Genomic DNA, 21732 nt, shown 5'->3' with positions numbered 1-21732 from the left:
TGGCTTCTTCTTCCCCATGCTCTCCATGATGGACATCATCCTTACCGGGGCCGAAGCCCCTGATCAGGGGTGTCCGTCAAAGCGAATCAAGCCCAAAGAACGGGTCGTCGACGGTCGAGAGCCAGCGGCCGGTCAGGCTGTGTGGTCTCGGCAGTGACTGGAGCGCGGTCAGGGGGCATGCCCGTGAGGCCCCTCCCGGCCTCCTGTGGCTGACGCCGCCCCGAAGCTGACGCCGCCTCAGGGTCCCCGCCGGCGCGGCAATCTGATGGACCAGCTCTGCCGCGTGACCGCGAACTATGTCTGACCAGCAGAAATGCCGTCGATTGCGACCAATTTAGTCCATGCCTTCTAGGCAGCCACATTTGTCCCATGGCAATCTCTTGACACGCTCAAGACACATGCCTAGACTTCGAGATCATGCACGCATAGCACCGTCGGGATGAAATTGCTTGCCCCGGGGATAGTAAGCCGTGTAAGAAGCTGGTTCCCCCTGCAGAGTGATCCCGGCACGGTGTTGCATTGACGGTCTACGAAAGGGCCCGTGAATGGCAGCCGACGTAGCAACAGATCGCTTAGAGCTCGCCCCGCATGCAGTGTGTCGTGAAACCACCAACGGTCTCGTTATGCTGTTTGACCGAAAAAAGGGGGTGATGTACGAGCTGAATGAGAGCGCCGCCGCCATAGTGCGCATGTTCGCGGCCGCGCCGCGAGTGGTCGAGGATATGGTCGTCGAACTGGCGGAAACGTTCGAGGGGGATCGGGAGGCGATCCGGGAGGGGCTCAGCTCTCTGGTCAGCGACTTTGTCGAGGCGGGCCTCCTGCGCGATGCGTCCGTGAGCGAGGGCTGAGGATGGAGGCTGTGTCGTCACTCATCCAGCCCGAAGACTTTCAGCTCCCCGAGCACCCGCTTCCTCTGCTCGTACAGTTGGGCCTCACCTATCGCTGCAACCTCAAGTGTGATCACTGTTATGCGCTGTACCGCAGAGATCGCAACGAGATGACGCTCGCAGAGATCCAGTCCCTTGCGAATCAGCTTTACGGGGCGGGAAGCAGCAGCCTCGTGTACTCGCATGGCGAGAACATGATCCGTCGAGATTTCCATGAGGCTGCGAGCATCTTCCGCGATCTGGATTTCTATCAGACGCTCATGCTCAACGGATACTACGTCCGCTCTGTCGAGGATGCGCAGAGGCTTAAGGCATGCGGCATCAGCAGGACTATGGTCTCTATCGACAGCATCGATCCGAGCGCGCACGACAAAGTGCGTGGCAAGGACGGCGCCTTCGATGTCGCGGTACGGGCACTGCGTCTTCTGAAAGAGGCTGGCGTTCCGACCGTCGGCTTCTCGACCACCATAGATACGCACAACTATGGCATGGTGGAGCGTATTGCAGAATTCGCCCACGAACTCGGTGTCGATGCATTGAGCTTCATGCAAAATCGATACAACATCAAGGGCATCTTCGATCGCGAAGTCTGGCCTGGTTATGTGGACGTCTCCCGGCGAATCTACGATCTCATGCTGGAGAATCGTGGAACGCTGGACATTTATACGCATGATCCGTTCATGCTGACGATCCTCGATAGCCGGCTCGATGACAATGAGGAGCGCGCCGCCTTCATAGGTGCGAACCTGTGCAATGTCGGGACGAGTATGGTGTCCATCGACCCGGTCGGAAATGTCTCCGGCTGCAACTTCATCGAGGAATCCATCGGAAACGTTCGCGAAGAGCCGTTTCAGCAGATATGGGAACGGCTGGTCGCGCGATACTCCGATACTGCTGAGCCGCCTTCCGGGCCTTGCGGATCGTGTTCGGCCAAGCCCTCCTGCATGGGCGGGTGCAAGGCTTTCCATTACAATGGAAAGTACGATGAGCGGTGCGGGGCTCGACGCTTTCTCGATGATTCCGACCATGGCCTGGGAACGGCTAGCGCGCTCATCCCTGGTGAGCGCCCGGACCGTGCCCCTGGAGTCTTCGTCGGCATGCCGCAGCGGCGAGTGGCAAACGGGGGGAGTTGAATGAGGGTTCTCTTCGTCAACCCGCACTACACCCATGACCCGGGTACTCTTCTCCTCCACCCGCCGTTGGCGTACGGGTACATGTCCGCGACTCTGAAGAGGGCCGGACACGACGTCGTCCATCTGGACCTTCCCTTCGAGGGAAACTCTGTCGAAACCCTCAGCAGCCGCCTGGACGACATCAGGCCGGACCTCGTGGGGGTGACCTCGGTTGCGCAGAGCTATTACCACGCGCTGGAAATCTCGCGGGCGGTAAAGAAGTGGCGCTCGAACTGTCCTGTGGTCTTCGGCGGTCCTCACGTTTCCTTCATAGCCTCGGAGTGCCTGACCCGGCATCCCAGCGTCGACTACGTCCTACTCTTCGATGCCGAGGACAGCATCGTTGAGCTGGCACAGGCCCTGGAATCCGGGGCAGGCGTAACTGCACTGAAGAAGGTCTCCGGGCTGGTCCGTCGCGAGGGCGGCGGGGCAGCCACCACCGCGCCGGCGCCGCCGGAGATGAACCTCGACCGCTACGGCATGCCCGACCGCTCCATCTTCAACATGGCCAACTATCTCGCGTACGACTACGAGACTGTGGTCATGACGGCGCGTGGCTGCCCCAGCAGATGTACCTTCTGCTCAACGACCATTGCCGGACGCACGGCCCGCTGGAATGGGGCCGGGCACGTTGTGGACGAGATTGAAGCCGTCATGGACATGGGCTTCACATCGATATTCTTCGGCGACGACACCTTCTCTGGCGATCCACAGCGGGCAGTTGCGATCTGTGAGGAGATCAAGCGCCGGGGGCTGGAGATCCCCTGGACTAGCAACATGCGGGCGCAGGACGCGAGGCCCAAGGTCATGGAAGCGATGCTCGAAGCCGGGGCCTATCGGGTCTTCGTGGGTTTCGAGTCGGTGCAGAACAAGACCCTGCGCATGGTCAAGAAGGGCACGTCTCCCGAGCGCCTCTACAAGACCGCCAAACGCATCATGGCGAGCGGGCTGGAACTCCACGCCTCGTTCATCGTCGGAGCCCCCGGGGACACCCCGGACACACTCGCCGCGACCATGGACTACATCCGACTGGTCAACCCGACAGTCGCCACCTTCAACGTCATGGAGCCCCGGCCAGGCACCGATGTCTTCACCAACCCGCAGCGCTACGGGATCGTCATTCCGGACCGCTACTGGTACGAGAAGACCACCTGGCTCGACCAGCCAGTTTGCTGCAACGAGGACATGACGGTCGAGGAGATCAGAGACTGGGTCAACCGGTGCTATGACACCTTTTGCTCGCCGGACTTCCGCTCGCCCGAGGAGATGGAGCGGATCTCCGACATCGGCAAGGAGTGGGAGGAGGCAGCCAGCCGGGTGCAAAAGCACCTGCCGTTGGTCAGCCCCTGAGCATCCTGGCAGACCCCCACAGACGGTCGCCGGACATGCCGGCGACTCTTCCACATGGAAAGGAAGGGACAGGAATGCAGACGCAACCGGAGGTCCAGACCCAGGAGACCAAGAAGGAGTGGCGCGCTCCTCAGTGGCGTGCCCGTAACGTCCGGACGCACTGCTGATTTCATGGCACTGAGCACAGAAGGTGCCGCTCCCCGCAAGCCTGCGCTTGTGGGGAGCGGTCCCGACCAGATTCCCGACGACGCGTTCCCGGGCCTTCCCTGCCTGCGGGTACCAGATTTCTTTCGCCTGGACGTGGCCGACGACTTGCTGACGGAGCTCCGGGACGGGCTGGAGTACGAGCACGTTGACTACGCCGGCATGACCCGCCTGGGTCGAGCTCGGCGCCCAGTCGGAGACGCGTACTTCGGCGACTATGTGTGTAGGCCAGGCTGGGAGCCGCGGAAGCTCGCCCTGCAGGCCCTCGAGGTCTTCAAGAGCGAGTGGTTCGTACATTGGCTGGGCCGCGTCACCGGCACGCAGGTTGCCTTCCTTCGGCCCCCCACACCCTACCGGCTCACACAAGGCGACCGCATATGCCTGCATGATGACATGTCAGATCCGGACCATGCCGTCTCCGTGGCATACAACCTGACGGTCGGTTGGCAGCCCGGGCAGGGCGGAGAGACCACGGTGGGCTTGGTCGCGGGCAAGGAACCGGTCGAGACCCCCGCCGACTCACCGATCGACCTCTACCAGTGGCATCTCCACGACGGCGCCGCCATACTCCCGCCGCAGTACAACTCCATCCTGGTGCTGCGCTTGGGAACGCAGTTCGCGCACTCCGTCAACCCCGTGCTGGGCGAGGAGCCGCGCTACTCGGTGACGACCATCTACGGCACCGCTTGGCAGGAGGCAGGGCAGTGACACCCAAGCAGGGCCGCAGGAGCTCGGCGCCGGGAGTGCGCGGGATTTCTGCGGTCCGGCTTCCGCCAGGCATCGGAAACGGCCCGGCGGGGCAGCTGCGGCCGGCGACCGAGCAGGTGCGACTGTCCTACGTTGCCGCACTGCGCGAATACCAGGCCGAAGGACTCTACCCGGATCTGAACCCGGTTGCGCTGAGTGATCCGGCGGCGTTCCGAGCCTACGTCCATCGGATTCGGCAGGCCGCGGACTCCAGCGTTCAGTTACCACCGGGCTGGGTGCCGGAGAGCACCTTCTGGTGGATCGCGCAGGATCGCTACCTTGGCCGGCTGGCGATCCGCCACCGACTGACCCCCGCCCTCCAGCGGCGAGGCGGGCACATCGGGTTTGATGTCCGCCCTTCCGCCCGCAATCAGGGGTGCGCTAAGCGGATGCTGATGGCGGCCCTTCCGCATGCTGCCCGGTTGGGCTTGGAGCACGCCCTTCTGACCTGTGACGTGGACAACCTGGCCTCGCAACGCGTGATCTTCGCTTGCGGGGGTGAGCTGATCGATCGCACGGATGGCATCCTCCGCTTCACCCTGCGCACATCCGTAGACCCGGCTACAACCGGTGAGCACCTCGGCGAGACACATCCATAGACAGAGGCAGGGCATGACACACCCCACCCGGTCCCCTGGCCATCGCGGAGACGGCCCGAACGTCGAAGACGTCCATCTCAGCGACCTGCTGGACGAGCACCCGACTCCGCTGGTCGCCTACTCCGCTCGGCGACTACGCGAACGCGTCGACGAACTGCGCTCGGCCTTCGGCCCCCGTACACGGATCATGTTCTCCTACAAGGCTTGCTATTTGCCCGGCGTGCTGAGCGTTCTGCACGGGGCGGGTATCGACGCGGAGGTCTGCTCCGGGAACGAGTACTCCCTGGCACTGGCACTGGGGCTGCCCCCGGAGCGCATCACTTGGAACGCGGTCGCGCTGGACGATAGTGAAGTCGCACTGGCACTGCGCAACCCTCCCGGATGCCTCGGCCTCAACACGCTCCAGGACATTGCCAAGGTCGGTCACGCTGCAAGGGGGGCGGGACGCTCGCTTGACGTGGCGCTGCGGATCCACCCCGCGAAGATATCCTCCAACTACCTCAAGCGCGGCCAGCGGCTGGGTTTCGACGTCACTGATGGGTCGGCCCTCCAAGCGGTGCGCCAGGTACTGGACTCCTCCCGCCTGCGTCTGGCCGGATTCCACTCCCATACCCAGGTGCGTCAGGCGACGCCAGAGCGCCTGGTCGACTCCCTGCGCTCCTCGGTGCTCTTTTGCGCTGAGGTCCAGCGCGCCACCGGGTACACCGCTGGGTTTGTCGGCATAGGCGGCGGACTCGCCGGGCACCGGGCGCTGGAGCAGGCCGGCGCGCGGGTGAAGGACTTCGCCGTTGCCTTCCAACAGGTGCTGGAGGAGGAGGCGTTCCCTGTCCAGCTAGCCCTAGAGCCAGGCCGCTTCCTCGTCGATGACGCGGCGATCGGCATCACCCGGGTCCTCTCCCGAACGGCCGCAGCTGGAAGCGAGTGGTGGATTGTGGACCTCGGAACGCAATTCCTGGTGCCGTTCGAGGGCCGAGAGTTCGAAGTCGAGGCGGCCTGGCCGACCGACTCCCCGCGCCGCACCGTCAGCATCGGGGACCGGCTCTCCTCGTACTCGGGTGTGATCAAGCGCGAAGCGCAGCTCCCCGAGGCGCCCCCAGGCGACCTGCTGACAGTGCGGGATGTGGGCGCGTATACCGCGTCCACGGTTCAGCGCTTCATGTACGGGATGCCGGAGATCGTGCTGGTCGACGGCGCCCGGACGCAGGTGCAGTGGCGTCCGGAGCGGCCCGAAGACTGGGTCCGACAGGTGCTTGCCGCAGGGGACTTCAGTGACTGGCCCAAGTGAACGTCCCACCGGCGGACCCGCCTGGCGACTGCGGTTCGCCCATCGCTTCCCGACCGTTCCGCGGTGGGCGCGCGATAGGCCATCCCGGCTGTTAGAGGAGGCGGCATGCGGTGGAGTCAGCCAGCTCTTCGCCGTCGACCTGGTGACTGGGGAGCGCCAGCAACTGACCCACGGCGAAGAAGGAGCATCTGGCGGCCTGCTGGACCCCTCCGGGACGTACGTCTGGTACCCCGGTGATCCGCAGGGGCACGGGGCCGGCGGCTGGACGCGCCGCAGGTTCGACGGATCGGACGCTGCGCAACCCGTTGGCAGCGGTTACCTGGACTGCCGCGCCGGAATAGCCTTAGCGGTGGACTGCGCGCTGGCGGTCAGAGCGACGCCGGAGGGTTCCACTGTTGTCCGCGTCAACCCGGGCGGGGACACCGACACCTTGTACCAGCACCGCGAGTATCTGCGGGTGGTGGGAGTCTCCGCAGACGACGAGCTGTTCTCTGTTGAGCGGTGGGAGCCGGACGGTGTCACCGCGCTTGTCTTCGACCGCCGAGGCCAGCAGATTGCCGCCCTCGGTGAGATCGGCGGCCATCGATTCGGTTTCCGCTACGCGGTCGGCAGCTGGAGCCCGGTCAAGGGGGATCCGCGGCTCCTCCTCCACCAGGAGGGCGAGTACGGGGTCCGCCCCTACGTGTGGGATCCACTGGAGGGCCGCGTGCGACCGGCGGCAGACGAGTCCGAAGGCGAGGTGCGGGCCGAGTGGCTGCCTGACGCCGCAGGGCTCCTCCTGAGCCATCAGCTGCGGGGCCGCACCCGGCTGAGCTCGTTTGACCTGGCGACGGGACGGAGACATCGGCTGCCCACCCTGGCCGGACATATCACCGAGGCCAGGGCACGTCCGGATGGGGAGGTGTGGTACGTGCACTCAAGCGGCGCACAGCCTTCACGGCTACGTAAGGCCCGGCCGGGCCAACCGGACGCCCGGGAGACAGAGCTCACCGCCGGCCGACCGTATCAGTATCTGAGCTGTAGTGGCATCGACGGCTTCCTCGTGCGGCCCGAGGGACCCGGCCCGCACCCGGTCTTCTTCTCGCTCCACGGCGGCCCTGCCACGCACGACAACGACTCCTTCAGCCCTCGGGTGCAGGCGTGGGTCGACCACGGCTACGCCGTCGTCCTGCTCAACTATCGGGGAAGCACAGGACGTGGCAAGCGCTGGCGCAGCGCCAACCAGCACCCCCCGGGCCCCGGCCTCACCGAGTTGGAGGACCTAGCCGCTGTGCGGCGGCACCTGGTGTCGACCGGCATCGCCGATCCCGGGCGACTGGTGCTGAGCGGCGGCTCCTGGGGCGGGTACCTGACGCTGCTCGGACTGGCCCTTCAGCCGGAGCTGTGGTCTTTGGGGATCGCCGTGGTCCCCATCGCCGATTGGCGGGCCGCCTACGAGGACGAGTCCGAGGCGTTGCGCGCGCACGATCGCGCCCTGTTCGACGGCTCTTTCGAGGAACGCAGCGACTACTACACCGAGCGCTCGCCGCTGACGTACGCCGACCGGATCGAGGTACCGCTGCTCGTCATTTACGGCAGCGACGACGACAACTGCCCGCCCCGGCAAGTCGAGAACTACCTGACACGGCTGAGGGAGCTGGGCGTCGTCCACGAGGCGTACAGGTACAGCGGGGGCCATACCGTCCTGGCAGCCGCCGAGCAACTGCGCCAGACCGAGATGGCATTGGCCTTCGCACGCCGACACCTCGGAGTCCCACCGGCCGTGCATGGGCAGCGGGGAAGGAGCAGCGATGGCGTTTGCGTCTGACCTGAGGCATAGCACAGCCACTGCGACAGATTCACCGCTACTCGGCAGAGTCATGCGACTCCTGCGTCACAAGACGGTTGTGTTCGCCTGGGTATGGAGCCCGCCCGCGCTGGTGCAGTGTCTCTTTCGGACAGACGGCGGGCCGGTGCCGGCCGCAGGCAGCCTGGTGCGCCTACAAGGCAGGTGGCAGCCGTACCAAGGGCGCCGCAGCGGCTTCGCCGAACGCGAGTTGATGGCAGACCAGTGTGACGTACTTGTGTGCGCCCCGGGCGGCATGCAGCACCAGCGGGCGATTGAGCGCGGTCAGGCGCTGGCAGCACGCGCCCTCGGTCAGAGCGCTGCGGAGCGACAGCTGAAGCGGTCCGGATTCGTGCGCATCGACACGCCCGTTGTCGTTGGGCAGGAAGCGACCGTCGGCGCCACCCAGCCCTTCGCTGTTGCACACCGCGGCCGACAGGCGTACCTGACCGTCAATAACGTACTGGCCCAACACGCCGCCATGGACAACGAGACCGACCAGGTCTACGAGGTCTCGCGGCTGCTATGGGCGCACAAGATGTCAGGAAGGTCATCACTCAACGAGATCACCCTGATCGAGTTCGCCGCCGCGCAGGTGGCCCAGGAGGAGATCATCGGGCTGACAGAGCGTGTGGTCGAGGACATCCGACTTGCCGTCGCTGCCATCGACCCCCGGGCCACAGAGTGCGGGCCGCTAACCGGGCTTCCGGTACTTACCGCCCCAGAGGTGGAACAGATTGCACGGCGGGCCGGGATCGACCCGGGTTCAGGCCACGTACTCCCCGAACGCGTCGACCATGCGGTCGTCCGGGCATTGGGCACCGCGGGCTACTGGATGACCCAGGCACCCGGTACACACGTGCCCTTCTACGTGCGCCGTGACGGTGACACCGCCAGGTCGGTGGAGCTGCGGCTACCTGGCTCTGGGGACGTAGCGTCGGGTAGCGAGCTGACAACCGACCCGGCGGCGGCCGAGAAGGCCATCGCGCGTTGGAAGGGGACCGGTGCCGCCGAGCGCTACCTCGACGTGGTTCGCGCCGGCCACCCGCGCCCTGGCGGTATGAGCCTCGGCTTCGACCGCCTGCTGATGCATCTGCTCCATGCTCCCGCGATCGATACGCTGGTGCCGAGGCCACGGCGTGCCCGAACCTTTTCCTCCGCGCCGCCGAGCCCGACCGGGCCGCACATTCCTGAGGAACCGGAGCGGCCGAGGAGCCGACCGGAATGGTCTCGACGGGGAGCGGGCCGACGGGTGGCCCGGGCCGCGGAGTGGCTGGAGGGCCTCGGCGCGCTGCCGTGCGTCACCAGTGTCCTCGCCGACCCCTGGCATCCGGCGGCTAACGACGCCCCGTACGTCTCCTACTTCGGGAAGCGGGTTCAGCTGGTCCAGGACCGCGGTCCACTGCACCATACGCTCCTCGCCGACCTTCCTTGCATGCTCTACGAGATCGGTCCGCTGGCTTCTCCTGACGCGCACAGGTTGGCGCTGACGTGGACACTGGACGTCACTGTGCCTGTGGGAACGCGGGAGCCGTCGGACATCGCGCTGGGCTTGATTCGCATCCTCGCCGAGGACGTCAGCGACTCCCAGTTCACCCGGGCCGTGGCCGCGCTGGACAGGCGCACGCTAGAAGGCGCTTCAGAGCCAGGCACTGGATACCGTACGGCGAGCTCCGAGTGGCGTTACGGCGGCAGTTGGCTGGTGCGCATGCGGCAACTCCCCTTATCCGAAGCGGAGCTACGCCAAGTGGTCGGTGCTGAGCACCATACGATGCCGGCCTTTCGAGAGTTCACCACATGCGGTGTCGTGCCAGCGAGCACCGTCTGCCTCAACCTCACCGATTTTCCCGGGATTTACTGGCCAGACGGAGCAGAACATGACTGATGCCACGGTGGAGGCCGACAACGGCGGTAGCGGGCATCGGCCCGGGCCGCTGCGAGTCGCAGTCGTCGGGACCGGACTCGCCGGCACTTCGCACCTCTTCGACCTGAGTAGCTCAGACACGTTCGAGATCGCCGCGGTCTGTTCCGCGCGGATGGCGCACGCTGAGCGGGCTGCCACCCTGTTCGCCGTACCCCGGTGCTACGACGACTACCGCAAGCTGCTGGACGTCGAAGCATTGGACGGCCTCGTCATCGCCGCACCGCCGCAGGTGGCGGGTGCGGTCCTTGCCGAGGCAATCCCGCGCGGCCTGCTGGTGCTTGCGGAGAAGCCCGGCGCGGAGGAGCGGCGCACACTCAGCGAGATTCGCCGCCTGTTGCAGTCTGGTCCGGACCGGGTCAGCGTCGCCTACAACAGACGCTACCTCCCTCATGTACGGACGGCCCGCAGCATGGTCCGCAGTGGCGCACTGGGCGTGGTGACAGGGGTCCGCTGCGAGTGGAAGTCACCCTTCGCCGCCCGGTACCGCAGCCGGGACACTCATCGGTACCGGACGCGCCGGGGATACGGGGTACTGCTCGACACAGCAAGCCACATCGTGGACACCCTGCTGTACCTCGGCATCGAGGCGGACAGCGTGACCAGAGCCGAATTGAACTGCCGTGGCCTGGATATGGATGTCTCCGCAACATTGGAACTCTGTGCAGGGAGCTCGCGCATCCACGTCCTCATCACCGATGACGCTCAGACCAATGACGGGTGGCACATCACCATCCAAGGGGACAGAGGAGAGCTGCACATGAGCGGGGACCGACTCATCGCCGACACGACCGAGGGCCAAGTCAGCGGAGGTCTTGGGGACACCGTGGCCGCGCGCCCGGTGGACGACCTGACGCGTATGTATCAGGGGACGCCGCCGCGGGGCGCTTCGCTTTCCGAGGCAGCTGAGGTGCTCGGCATCCTGGACGAGGCGCGTCAGGTGGCTGGGGTCAGCTCGGGACGGTGGTCCAGGCCCAGGGCCAAGGCCCTGGGACGGCTCAACGGTTCGTGCTGAGGCCGGGCGATGGAGGCGTGTGCTGATGACAATACTTGAGACGGAAACCCTGTCTGCGGCGGAGAGGAAGCGGAAGGCGCTGGTACAGGCAGCGGAAGAGTTGGGCAGCGGGACGCTGCGGGAGCTGGCTGCCCAGTGGGACAGGTGTGGGGAGTTCCCGCAGAGTTCAGTGCAGGCCGTGCGAGAGGCCGGCCTGCTGGCGCTGACCGTGCCAGAGGAGGACGGCGGCGCCAGCGCCGATCTCCTGACGGTATGTCAGGTAATTGAGGAACTGGCAGCGGGGTGCGCGTCCACGGCGCTCATTCTTGTTATGCACTGGACCTCCCTGCTCTACATGGGGAGTTGGTGCCAGGAGCCGGATGCCAGAGCGGAACGGGAGCGGCTCGACGAGCTGCGTCGCAAGGTCTTCCGATCCGTCGTTGACGACGGCACTCTCGTGGCCAGTTGCTACGGGGAGCCGGGCTCGGGAGCAAGCATTTTTACCCCCTTCACCAGGGCCGTCCAGCAAGGCGGCACGTGGGTGGTGGACGGCTGCAAGCTGGGAACGCTCGCTCAGGCCGCCGGGCACCTGCAGTTTCACGCTGTGGTTGCCGAGGGCGAAGACGCAGGGAAGATCGTCCAGTTCGTCGTCCCGCGCGACCTTCCCGGCATCGTCGTGGAGCCGGGAGGATCCATCGCCGGCGTGCGCGCCGCGGCGCCAGCCCGGGTATCCTTTGAGGCCTGCATGGTCCCGGAGCGCTTTGTATTCGGCCCGGTGGGAGCCTTCCAACAGGCCAATGACTATGCGCCGTATGCGACGGTGCTACTGGCCGCACCGTACGTCGGCATCGCACGTGCCGCACTTGACGAGGCCCGGCGACACCTGTCCACCCGGACGATTCAGGGCATGGACCGCCCCATCTCCGCGTTTCCCACGACCAGGCAGCGACTGGGCCACCTTCTCGTGGAGTACGAGTCGGCCAGGGCACTGCTGCACTCTGCCGCTGAGCGCGCATTGCTGCGCCCCACCCCCGAGGTACGCATCCTCAACGAAGCGATCAAGGTGAAGGCCGCCGAGACCGCCGTCCAGGTCACCACAGAGTGCCTCCAACTGTGCGGGGCGCGAATGCTGTCCCAGAGGCTGCCGCTCGAACGCATGGTGCGGGACTCCCTGGCCGGGGCCATGCACCCGCCAACCACTCCGGAGGCGGTCCTGACCATCGCGGAGCTCTTCCTGGGCACAGATAAGGACTGAGAGGTCGCCACATGGAAGTCCTGCTCGGCATCCTGGTAGTGATCGGGGGCTTCGCTACCCGCCGTAACCCCCTTCTCGTCGTGGCAACGGCCGGGATCGTCACCGGACTCCTCGGTGGGCTCTCGCCCGCAGGCATTCTCCGGACCATCGGCGACAGCTTTGCTTCCAGCCGCTCTGTGTCCGTCATCGTCGTCACGTTGCCCGTCATAGGACTCCTGGAGCACAATGGCCTCCAACGCCGTGCCGCCAGACTCATCGACCGGATGCGCCATCTCACCGCAGGCCGGATCCTCGTCCTCTATCTGCTGTTGCGCCAGGTCACCGCGGCAGCCGGCCTCCAGTACTTCGGCGGGCCAGCGCAAACCATCCGACCGCTGATCTCCCCAATGGCGGAGAACGCGGCTGCGCGCTCGGGAGGAGTGAGGACCCTGCCACTCCGGATTCAGGAGAAGATCCGCTCCCACGGCTCCGGAGCCGACACCATCGGCCTCTTCTTCGGCGGGGACTGCTTCCCTGCCTCGGCCGGGGTACTGATCATCACCGGAACTGTCGCTGGCGCCTATGCAGTCCACATAAGCCCAGTACAAGTGGCCCTGTGGTCAGTACCGCTCACCGTGTGCGCACTCATCATCCACGGGGCGCGCCTGCTGTACCTGGAGCGCGGAATGGCAGCCGAGCTCTCCCCCCAAGCCGGATACGCCCCCGGAGGCCCACGGCCCGGCGGGGAGACCTCGAGCAGGGGAGCAGGACAATGATCAGCGGCGAGTGGTTTTATTGGCTGGTCGGCATCACGTACCTTCTTATGGCGGGATGCATGTTCCGCGATCGGACCAATCCTCGGCGCCGAGCCACAGTGGCCTTCTGGGGTCTGTTGGGTGCCTGCTACCTGTACGGGACATGGGTCGCGTCGAAATCGGCTCCGTCCGAACCCCTCGGAATCGCCGTCCTCGTCCTGGTGATCCTGGGCGGATTCGGGCTCACTGGACGAGGCGCCCGGCGAGCCCCAGCTGATGACGAGCAGGAGGCGCGCGCCGCCCGCTGGGGGAACAGACTGTTCCTGCCCATGCTGGTCACCCCTGCGACTACGTTCCTGTGCACCTTCGTGCTCGCGCACTGGACCGTCGCGGGGAGTCCGCTCTTGGAACCGGGCAGCGCGACGCTGTTAGGGGTGGGGATTGGCGGACTGCTGGCCGTTGGAGTCGGTATGCGGGTGCTGCGGGAGCGTCGAGTCCGAGTGCCGCTCGAGGCCGGCGCAGGGCTGCTGCAGGCACTGGGTTGGACGCTTCTCCTTCCGCAACTGCTGGCCGTACTCGGCTCCATATTCGAAAAGGCGGGCGTGGGACGGCAGATGGGTGCCATCGTCGAGGGCATCATCCCCAAAGGCCAGCCCCTGGCCGCGGTTGCGCTCTACTGTGTAGGCATGGCCGTGCTAACAGCCCTCATGGGGAACGCCTTTGCAGTCCTCCCTATACTGACGACGGCCATCGGCTGGCCCGTCCTCGTCCTGCACATGCACGGCAACCCGGCCGCGGTTCTGATGCTGGGTATGCTCGCCGGCTACTGCGGCACGCTCTGCACCCCGATGGCTGCAAATTTCAACCTTGTGCCGGCCTCGCTGCTCGAAATTCGCGACCGGTACGGACCGATCAAGGCGCAGGCACCCACAGCAGTCGCCATGCTCGCCTGCGACATTCTCATCCTCTACTTCTTCGCCTTCTGACATCCTCATTACAGAGAGGAACCTTTCCTGCCATGCCAACCGAAGGCCCGACCAAAGTTCTGATCACAGGGTTCGCGCCGTTCGTCGCCGCGCCCGTCAACCCCTCCTGGCAGGCTGCCAAGATGGTAGAAGCCGCCCCTCCTCCCGGACTGGATGTAACGGCGGTAGAGATCAGCTGCGTCTTCGGTACTGCCATCGAAGAGCTCCGAAAGGCCGTAGCTGAGGTGGATCCCTTCCTCGTCCTCTGTACGGGGCAGGCAGGAGGACGACCAGACCTATCCGTAGAGCGGATCGCCATCAACCTGAACGACGCCATCGACATCCCCGACAGCGAGGGGAACGAGCCGATGGAGGAACCGGTCATTCCTGGAGCACCGGCCGCGTACTTTGCCTCGGTGCCGGTCAAAGCGTGCGTGCAGGCCGCTCGAGATGCAGGGGTGCCAGCCTCGCTCTCCCGGAACATCAACACCTTCATCTGCAACCACCTCTTCTACGGACTCACACACCTCATCGCCACCGAGCGCCCTCACATGCGTGGAGGATGCGTGCACGTCCCCTACGCCCCCAACCAGGTCACGCAGCAGTCACTGCCCTCCATGTCCATTACGGACATGGCCACTGGATTCGCCGCGATCCTGTCGGCTGCGGTGCTGTGACCCGGCCAAGCAGAGACGGAGCCGTGGCGTTACTGCCCTGCCTGTCCGAAGCTGGCCACTTCTCCGAGGCGCTTCCCAACGGAGAGACGCTCAAACGCACTGCTACCGTGCACGAGCTGTTCGCCCGACAAGCGGAGCGGACTCCGGACGTAATCGCCGTGCACTATCAGCGCGAACGCCTCACGTATGCGCAGCTCGAAGCCGAGGCCAACCGCTTCGCCCACCAGCTGGTCGCCAACGGAGTAGCACCCGGAGACCTGGTCGGCCTCATGCTCCCCAGAAGCACCGAGCTGGTGGTGGCCCTGATCGGGATTCTCAAGGCCGGCGCAGGATATCTACCGATCGACCCGACCACCCCCGCGCTCCGTCGCGCAGCCATAATCCGCGACGCAAGGCCTGCAGCCCTTGTCATCGACCACGCCAATGCCGCCTGGTCCGACGCAGTGCCGCAGCATTCCGTCACCCTCCACGTAGACCGCGAGAGCCTCCAGGCTGGCCCCGCTGTCCCCCCACCGCTCGTGCGACATCGAGCCGACGGCACCATGTACGTGCTCTACACCTCAGGGTCAACTGGACAGCCCAAAGGCGTCGTTCTGGAACACGGAGGGATCGTCAACATCCTGACCTGGATGGTGCGCGAGTACGGTTTCTCCGAACGAGACAGAGTTCTCCAAAAGACACCGTTCACCTTCGACGCCTCCGTGTGGGAGTTCTTCGTGCCACTGATCAGCGGTGGCACCCTCGTCCTGGTGGAGCCGGAGATGCACCGGGATCCCGCTTATCTGGTCGAGACCGTCGCCACCATGGGCATCACGACCCTCCAGGTAGTGCCATCGATGCTCCAACTGCTGATCGAGCAAGGGGGCCTGGAACGGTGCCGCTCGTTGCGCCACCTCTTTTGCGGCGGAGAGAGCCTCTCCCATCAGCTTCAAGACGCGTTCCTGCGCACCCTGCCCGTGCCGCTGTACAACCTGTACGGTCCGACCGAGGCCTCCATCCAGGTCATGACGTGGGCCTGCCAGCCTGATACATCGCGCGACCACGTGCCCATCGGCCGCCCGATCGACAACGTTGGCGTGTACGTCCTCGATGGCTCCGGCTGTCCGGTGGAGGACGGAGCGGCCGGGGAGCTATACCTGGGCGGGGTGGCACTCGCCAGGGGGTACCTGGGTGACCGAAAGCTCACCGACGCGTCTTTCGTCACCAGGACCGATGCCTGCGGGAAGCCCATCAGGCTCTACCGAACCCGCGACATCGTCCGCAGACACTGGGACGGCGTCTTCGAGTTCGTTGGACGCGCTGACGAACAGATCAAGCTCCGCGGGCATCGGGTGGAGGTCGGGGAGGTCGAGGCCTGCCTCCGGGAGTTCCCCGGGGTACGGCAGGCGGCGGTTGTACTGCAAGACTCAGATGGCGCGGCCAGCGAGCATTTGGCCGCGCACATCGAGACCGGAGACGGGCAGATGACCATCCCCGACTTGCAGAAGTGGCTGGCCGACCGGTTGCCGGAGTACATGCTGCCAAGCCGGTTCCGGCTGCTGGGTAGCCTGCCCCGCACTGCGCATGGCAAGGTCGACAAGAAGCAGCTGGCGTACGTTCCAGTGCCTCTGACGGCGCAGGAGCCGCCAGGTGCAAAAGCCGCGCGCACGGAAGGGCCGCTGACGCATACAGAACAGCTGCTCGGCGATGCCTGGCATCGGGCCCTTGGTGTGCGCGCGGTCGATATGGAGCAAGACTTCTTCTCGGCCGGCGGCAATTCCGCAGCGGGAGCAACATTTATCACCCAGGCTGCCTGCCGCGGAGTCCCCGTTACCCTCCGGCAGCTCTTCAAGCTGCGAACCATCAGAGCCATTGCCGCAGACTGCGATGCGGCAACCGGTGCCGGGGGCCGCTCGGCTCCAACTTCCTTGGGTTCCGGAGAACGGGTGCTTCGCCGTGCCTACCGCGTGGAGAGACAATTCCCCCACGACCCTGGTGCTTTCACCCAAGGCCTCGTTGCTCGGGGACAGGTGCTCTACGAGAGCACCGGGGGCCGGGGGCAGTCCGAGGTCCGAGCGGTGGACCTGGCCAGCGGACGCATCCTGAGGCGACACCGCCTTGAGGACCGGTACTTCGGCGAAGGAGTGGCCGAACTCGGAGGCATGCTCTACCAGTTGACCTACCAAGAGGGAACGCTCTTCATCTATGACAGCGAGAGCCTCACGCCGCTGGGTGCGGTGTCCTACGAGTCAGAGGGATGGGGCCTGGCCGCACACGACGGTGGGCTGATCATGAGCGACGGATCGTCCAAGCTCTACACGCTCTCCCCCGAGACCGGGCAGAGGGAAGTGCTCTTCGAAGTGACGGACGGCGGACGGCCGCTGAGCGGGCTGAACGACCTCGACGCGGCGGGCGGACTTATCTACGCCAATGTGTACCCAACTGATCAGATCGTCATCATCGACGGGCGCACTGGCACCGTCGTCTCCTCCGTTGACCTGGGCGCTCTTCGCCCCGCCTCGGCACGCGACGAGGGCTCCGTTCTGAACGGCATTGCGCACGATCCGAGCACGGGCCGACTTCTAGTGACGGGGAAGCGCTGGGACCGCGTCTACGAAGTTGCACTGCATCAATCCACTTCCGCGGCAAGTTAGACGACAGAGATAGGCCACCTGGGTGGCCTCCTCGGACAAACGTTGCTCCGGCTCCGATCTGGACCCTATGCTATGAACAACGCGTTGAGGGAGACGAGTACCTCAGAGGGCGCACGAGCTCAGAGAGCCGTCACTAGCTGCGAAGACGGACTCGTGCCTCTGGGGGAAGACACTCCTGAGTGCGGGGAGGAAATGCCCCGCCGGTCGGCCCCGTCACAGGCCATGGAGATGCCGCCGAAGAGGCGGCGAAAGTGCGGTGGCACCGCGAGTCACCCTTCTCGCCCGCACTCCCAAGGGATCAGTCGACCTCTCAGGAGGACCCCTTGATCCGATCTACGAACCGTGTGCTTACTGCCGAGCTTCGGAACCACGTCGGACAGACCGTAGAGGTCTCCGGCTGGCTGCATCGACGTCGCGACCTGAAGAACGTCACCTTCCTAATCCTCCGGGACCGCGCCGGACTGGCCCAGGTGGTCACCTCACCTACGGGCAGCGAGCGCTACACGGAGGAGTCCGTGGTGACTGTGAGGGGTACCGCAACGGCCAACACCCACGCCCCCGGCGGCGTCGAGATCACGTCGCCCGAGATTCGGGTACTGTCCGCACCGGTGGCCCCACCGCCCTTCGACCTCTACCGCCCCACTGTCCAGGCCGGACTACCGACGATCCTGGACAACGCCGACGTCACGCTGCGCCATCCCCTGCTGAACGCCCCGCACAGGCTGTCGGCAGCATCGGTGGCCGGCTTCCGCGAGACGCTCAGCCGACTGGGCTTCACCGAGATCCACACTCCAAAGGTGGTCTCCTCGGCGACCGAGTCGGGAGCTAACGTCTTCGCCATCGACTGGTTCGGCCGCGAGGCGTACCTCGCGCAGTCGCCGCAATTCTTCAAGCAGGCCATGGTCGGCGTGTTCGAGCGCGTCTTCGAAACTGGCCCAGTCTTCCGCGCCGAACCGCACGACACTGCTCGCCACCTCGCTCAGTACACCAGCCTCGACGCCGAGTTGGGCTTCATCACCGACCACCGAGACGTCATGGCGGTGGTACGCGAGGTGGTTGCAGGCATGGCCGCTGCAGCGGCCAACGGAGCCGGGGAAGCCGCAGAGCTGCTCGAGGTGAAGTTTCCTGAGGTTCCGGACGAGATTCCCGAGGTGCACTTCGCCGAAGCCATGCGGATGCTGGGTGCCGACGAACCCGACCTGTCCCCAGCCCATGAGCGGTGGCTGAGCGAGTGGGCACTGCGCGAGTACGGCAGCGAGTTCCTCTTCGTCACCGGCTACCCCATGGTTAAGCGCCCTTTCTATACGCATCCGCAACCTGACCGCCCCGAGTACTCGAACAGCTTCGACCTGCTCTTCCGCGGGCTGGAACTGGTCACCGGCGGGCAGCGGCTGCACCGGTACGAGGACTACACCGCCGCACTCGAGCAGCGCGGCGAACCCCTGGAGCCTTACCAGAGCTACCTGTCTGCGTTCGCCCATGGAATGCCTCCGCACGGCGGGTTCGCGCTCGGGCTCGAGCGCTGGACCACCCGGCTGACCGGCGCCGACAACGTGCGCCGGGCCACGTTGTTCCCGCGGGATCTGCACCGTCTGACCCCCTGATCCGCGGGTCGACCCCCGGCCAGGCGCGCTACCCGCACAAGTCCGGGTACCCCCCGGGAAGGGTGGCCACCCCCATTGAGGAGTTGGGCCGGGGACAGGACGCAGTACACCTTCGGGTGTTGGATTGCCTGTCCCCGCCCTCGGACTGCGGGTTGTCCTTGCCGAACTACCGCGTCCGTTACGTGGGAGCCGTTTTCGGGATGCCGACGATCGGTCGCTCGAGTCGGTCTTCTCGCACGGCCGAGGCAGACGCGACGTGTGGTCGGCCGCGCTGCTGGGACCTGGATTGGGCAGCTGAAGGAGAAGTAGGCTGAGTAGTCGCTGAACGAGAGTTGTTTGACCTGATCGTTAGTCGACGGCCTCGGCCGCCTCCGTACATACCCGCAGCAGCTCCTCCCGGGCGTCGGAGAGGTATTCCGCCATTGTCTGCTCGGCCGTCTGCGCATCCCTGGCCTCGATGAGATCTAGCAGCACGCGCTTGCGCGCGAGTTGAGGCTCGTGAAGACGGCGCTGATACGAGGCGACACCGACGGCGAGGCGGAGTTCAGCCAGCACATGGTGCATGAACTCCTTCAGATGCGGGCTGCCGGCGAGGCCGACGATTGCCTCATGGAACTGCATGCTCGCGGTGCCCACCTCGTTCCAGCGACCGGCTTCCGCCGCCGCCTCGGCGTTCTCGACGGCCTTGCGGACAGCGTGTATGGCTTTCTCCGGCGCCGCCGCTAGTTCTCGCAAGGCCGCGCACTCGACGATCCGCCGCATCCGGAAGAGGGCCACCACATCCTCGGGGCTGAGCTGGCGGACGAAGACGCCTCGATTCAGCCGGTGCTCCACCAGCCGCTCGTGGGCCAGCAGCCGGAACGCCTCGCGGAGCGTGTTGCGGGAGACCCTGAGGGCTGCCCCGATGGACTCCTCGGAGAGTCGTGTGCCGGGAGGGAAGAGCCCATCTGTGATCCGTTCGCGCAGGATGAGCGCCACTTGCTCGGTGGTGCTGCTGCGGGCGAGCAACCGCCCGTCTCGCTCTAACTCGCTAATCTTCGCCTCGTGAATTCCTGCGCCCATCGGCCCTCCTCGCCCGCACGACCGTTCGCGTCCAGCGACCTGTCCAACTATCCCACGGACAGATCAGAGAACCGCTCAACGTCGGAATGAAGTGAGTCCCCCATCGTCGGCCGGCCGGCACGCACACGGGGACGGAGGGCCCGGACGACGATTCCCCTGGGCGGCACGACGGGAGCAGCTACGACAATCTCTCCCCTGAGGGCAAGGAAGCGCACGACACCGAGAACTGCGCCCAGATGCCCGGCAAGAAGAAGGGGAGTTGCAACTGTCGGCCACGGTGAAGCTGTCCCGCTCGAACTTCCACATCAGCGTCCACTGGGATCCCGCAGCCGCCCGGCTCATCGTGGACGACCCGACCGACGGCTGGGGCTGGGGCGGCGATGAGAGCCTGCCATCCCTGTTCCCGCTCGACGACGACCTCGTCATCGACCTCAGCGGACATCCGACCCAGGCCGTCAAGTCCGAAGCAGCACGCCGGGCCTTCGCCAAAGCGGGACTTCTCGATGCCACCCGCATCCACCTGCCCGAAACCGCCATGCCACTGCGTCACGACCTGGTCATGCTGCTGTGGGCCGACCACATCCACGACGCGATCAGCCGCCACGGGGACGGAGAATTCCTCCCCGAGGCCATCAAGCCACTCGGGGAGGAATTCTCCTGGAGGGCTGGCGCCGGACTGCGGGCCTACCCGCTGATTGTCCCGGACCCTGTGCCCTCGGCAGCCGCCAGAGGTATGCCGAATGGTGCTGGCGCCGCGAGAGCGACGTCGAGGAATGGCACTTCAAGATCGGCGATGTCGCGATGGCCCGCGCGAACATCGCCGCGACCCGCGCCGTCCTGCCCCACGTCCACCCCGAAGGCGTCGACTGGCCGGCCGTACGCCTCGCCCTCACCACACCCGCCCGCCGACTCGCAGACGGCCACGCGCTCGGCGACATCTTAGAAGAAGGCTGGGCACCGATCCTCGCCTCCATCCACCGCCAGATCGACCTCTGGCAGCAGGCTGACGAAACCCTCGGACCGGAGACCGTCCTGCGGCTGCCCACCGTGCACGGCTCCCGCACCGAGTCCGTCGGTGAATGGTGGGGATCCGGCTGGCACGAGACCACGGCGCGCCGCGCCGTCGCTCGAGCCGCGACCAACGGCGGCCTCCCGGCCGCTGCCCTCGATGCCGCGCAAGTTCCGGACGCAGCCGCTTGCCACCCGGATCTGCTCGACGAAGGCATGTTCGCCTGGCTTACCAACGCCATCTTCGAGGAGGAGTCCCTTCTGCGTGATGCCCTGCTGCCGATTCCCGCGGCGGTCACCTTTCCGGACTGGGCGGCACAGGACCTCCTCGACCTCCTTCAACCGGACCCCGACGGAGATCTGTCCGAGGACACTCACCCTGGCGGTTCGGAGACGGCCGATCCTCAGGCGGACACGAAGGCGTGACACGAGAAGTACCGGCCGGCTCACGCCGCCTGTCCGAAGCTGTGACCCAGCGCGGGATCGGCCTGGCCGACCACCCTGGCCTGCGGGAACGCGCCCGTCCCACGGCCTGTGCCCGGACGACCGAAGAACGCGTCGTTGGCCTCGGTGTCCGCAAGGTCCAGCGTGGTCCCGTCCACCGCCGCCACCCGCCAGTCCCGGTACCAGGCGCCGGCGGCCCCGGGCACGGCCAGCGGACGGCACGCCCGGGCGAACAGTGCCTTCAGCGGTTCGGGGCCCAGCCGCCGGCGGGCCCGGCCGAGCGCGGGGGGGGGGGGGCCCCCCCCCCCCCCCCCCGCCGCCCCCCGCCCCCCCCCCCGCGCGGGGGGGGCCCCCCCCGGCCCCCGC

At 66.1% G+C, this 21732-nt stretch carries 18 protein-coding genes and 1 pseudogene; 16 read left to right on the top strand and 3 right to left on the bottom strand.

What is annotated here, in order from left to right:
- Window positions 1-545 precede the first annotated feature (545 nt).
- From ACFWXO_RS39170 to aspS, 15 genes are all read left to right on the top strand, one after another.
- Entirely contained in the window at window positions 546-848 is a 303-nt protein-coding gene (locus ACFWXO_RS39170) for a PqqD family protein (protein WP_380530430.1), read from the top strand.
- Between the two features lie 11 nt (window positions 849-859).
- Window positions 860-2020, top strand: a complete 1161-nt coding sequence (locus ACFWXO_RS39165) for a radical SAM protein (RefSeq protein ID WP_380530427.1) — start codon at window positions 860-862, stop codon at window positions 2018-2020.
- Entirely contained in the window at window positions 2021-3409 is a 1389-nt protein-coding gene (locus ACFWXO_RS39160) for a B12-binding domain-containing radical SAM protein (RefSeq protein ID WP_380530424.1), read from the top strand.
- A 624-nt stretch (window positions 3410-4033) separates the two neighbouring features.
- On the top strand, window positions 4034-4321 hold the full coding sequence (locus ACFWXO_RS39155) for a hypothetical protein (protein ID WP_380530421.1): 288 nt from the start codon (window positions 4034-4036) through the stop codon (window positions 4319-4321).
- Window positions 4318-4959 carry a GNAT family N-acetyltransferase gene (locus tag ACFWXO_RS39150; protein WP_380530418.1) on the top strand — a complete coding sequence of 214 codons (642 nt, stop codon included), beginning with the start codon at window positions 4318-4320 and terminating at the stop codon, window positions 4957-4959. The genes ACFWXO_RS39155 and ACFWXO_RS39150 overlap by 4 nt, the downstream gene beginning before the upstream one ends.
- 13 nt (window positions 4960-4972) lie before the next feature.
- Entirely contained in the window at window positions 4973-6244 is a 1272-nt protein-coding gene (locus ACFWXO_RS39145) for a diaminopimelate decarboxylase family protein (RefSeq protein ID WP_380530415.1), read from the top strand.
- A 349-nt stretch (window positions 6245-6593) separates the two neighbouring features.
- The gene (locus ACFWXO_RS39140) at window positions 6594-8051 is read left to right on the top strand and encodes an alpha/beta hydrolase family protein (RefSeq protein WP_380530412.1); all 1458 of its coding nucleotides are present in this window, start codon (window positions 6594-6596) and stop codon (window positions 8049-8051) included.
- Complete coding sequence (locus ACFWXO_RS39135) at window positions 8011-9954, top strand: amino acid--tRNA ligase-related protein (RefSeq protein ID WP_380530409.1); 1944 nt, start codon at window positions 8011-8013, stop codon at window positions 9952-9954. Before ACFWXO_RS39140 ends, ACFWXO_RS39135 begins: the two co-directional genes overlap by 41 nt.
- Window positions 9947-11005, top strand: a complete 1059-nt coding sequence (locus ACFWXO_RS39130) for a Gfo/Idh/MocA family protein (RefSeq protein ID WP_380530406.1) — start codon at window positions 9947-9949, stop codon at window positions 11003-11005. Before ACFWXO_RS39135 ends, ACFWXO_RS39130 begins: the two co-directional genes overlap by 8 nt.
- A 25-nt stretch (window positions 11006-11030) precedes the next feature.
- Entirely contained in the window at window positions 11031-12239 is a 1209-nt protein-coding gene (locus ACFWXO_RS39125; RefSeq protein ID WP_380530404.1) for an acyl-CoA dehydrogenase family protein, read from the top strand.
- Between the two features lie 11 nt (window positions 12240-12250).
- Complete coding sequence (locus ACFWXO_RS39120) at window positions 12251-12994, top strand: 5-oxoproline transporter, DUF969 family subunit (protein WP_380530401.1); 744 nt, start codon at window positions 12251-12253, stop codon at window positions 12992-12994.
- Window positions 12991-13959 carry a DUF979 domain-containing protein gene (locus ACFWXO_RS39115; protein WP_380530398.1) on the top strand — a complete coding sequence of 323 codons (969 nt, stop codon included), beginning with the start codon at window positions 12991-12993 and terminating at the stop codon, window positions 13957-13959. Before ACFWXO_RS39120 ends, ACFWXO_RS39115 begins: the two co-directional genes overlap by 4 nt.
- 32 nt (window positions 13960-13991) lie before the next feature.
- Window positions 13992-14615, top strand: coding sequence for a pyroglutamyl-peptidase I (gene pcp / locus ACFWXO_RS39110; RefSeq protein ID WP_380530396.1), 624 nt, complete (start codon window positions 13992-13994; stop codon window positions 14613-14615).
- Window positions 14616-14638: 23 nt separating this feature from the next.
- The gene (locus tag ACFWXO_RS39105; RefSeq protein ID WP_380530393.1) at window positions 14639-17248 is read left to right on the top strand and encodes a glutaminyl-peptide cyclotransferase; all 2610 of its coding nucleotides are present in this window, start codon (window positions 14639-14641) and stop codon (window positions 17246-17248) included.
- Between the two features lie 323 nt (window positions 17249-17571).
- Window positions 17572-18852, top strand: a complete 1281-nt coding sequence (gene aspS, locus ACFWXO_RS39100; RefSeq protein ID WP_380530390.1) for an aspartate--tRNA(Asn) ligase — start codon at window positions 17572-17574, stop codon at window positions 18850-18852.
- Between the two features lie 348 nt (window positions 18853-19200).
- Here aspS and ACFWXO_RS39095 read toward each other — a convergent pair whose 3' ends face one another.
- Window positions 19201-19914, bottom strand: coding sequence for a GntR family transcriptional regulator (locus tag ACFWXO_RS39095; RefSeq protein WP_380530388.1), 714 nt, complete (start codon window positions 19912-19914; stop codon window positions 19201-19203).
- A 178-nt stretch (window positions 19915-20092) separates the two neighbouring features.
- Complete coding sequence (locus ACFWXO_RS39090; RefSeq protein WP_380530385.1) at window positions 20093-20518, bottom strand: hypothetical protein; 426 nt, start codon at window positions 20516-20518, stop codon at window positions 20093-20095.
- A 197-nt stretch (window positions 20519-20715) separates the two neighbouring features.
- On the opposite strand from ACFWXO_RS39090, the gene ACFWXO_RS39085 reads away from it, so the two are divergent.
- Entirely contained in the window at window positions 20716-21348 is a 633-nt protein-coding gene (locus ACFWXO_RS39085; protein ID WP_380530382.1) for a hypothetical protein, read from the top strand.
- Between the two features lie 56 nt (window positions 21349-21404).
- Here ACFWXO_RS39085 and ACFWXO_RS39080 read toward each other — a convergent pair.
- Window positions 21405-21644, bottom strand: a pseudogene (locus tag ACFWXO_RS39080) (IS4 family transposase); the annotation flags it as partial.
- Between the last annotated feature and the right edge of the window lie 88 nt (window positions 21645-21732).

This window comes from Kitasatospora sp. NPDC059088 (assembly GCF_042738155.1).
GTDB lineage: Bacteria > Actinomycetota > Actinomycetes > Streptomycetales > Streptomycetaceae > Kitasatospora.
Note: the sequence above shows the minus strand (reverse complement) of the source record. Positions and strands in the feature narration are given on the sequence as shown.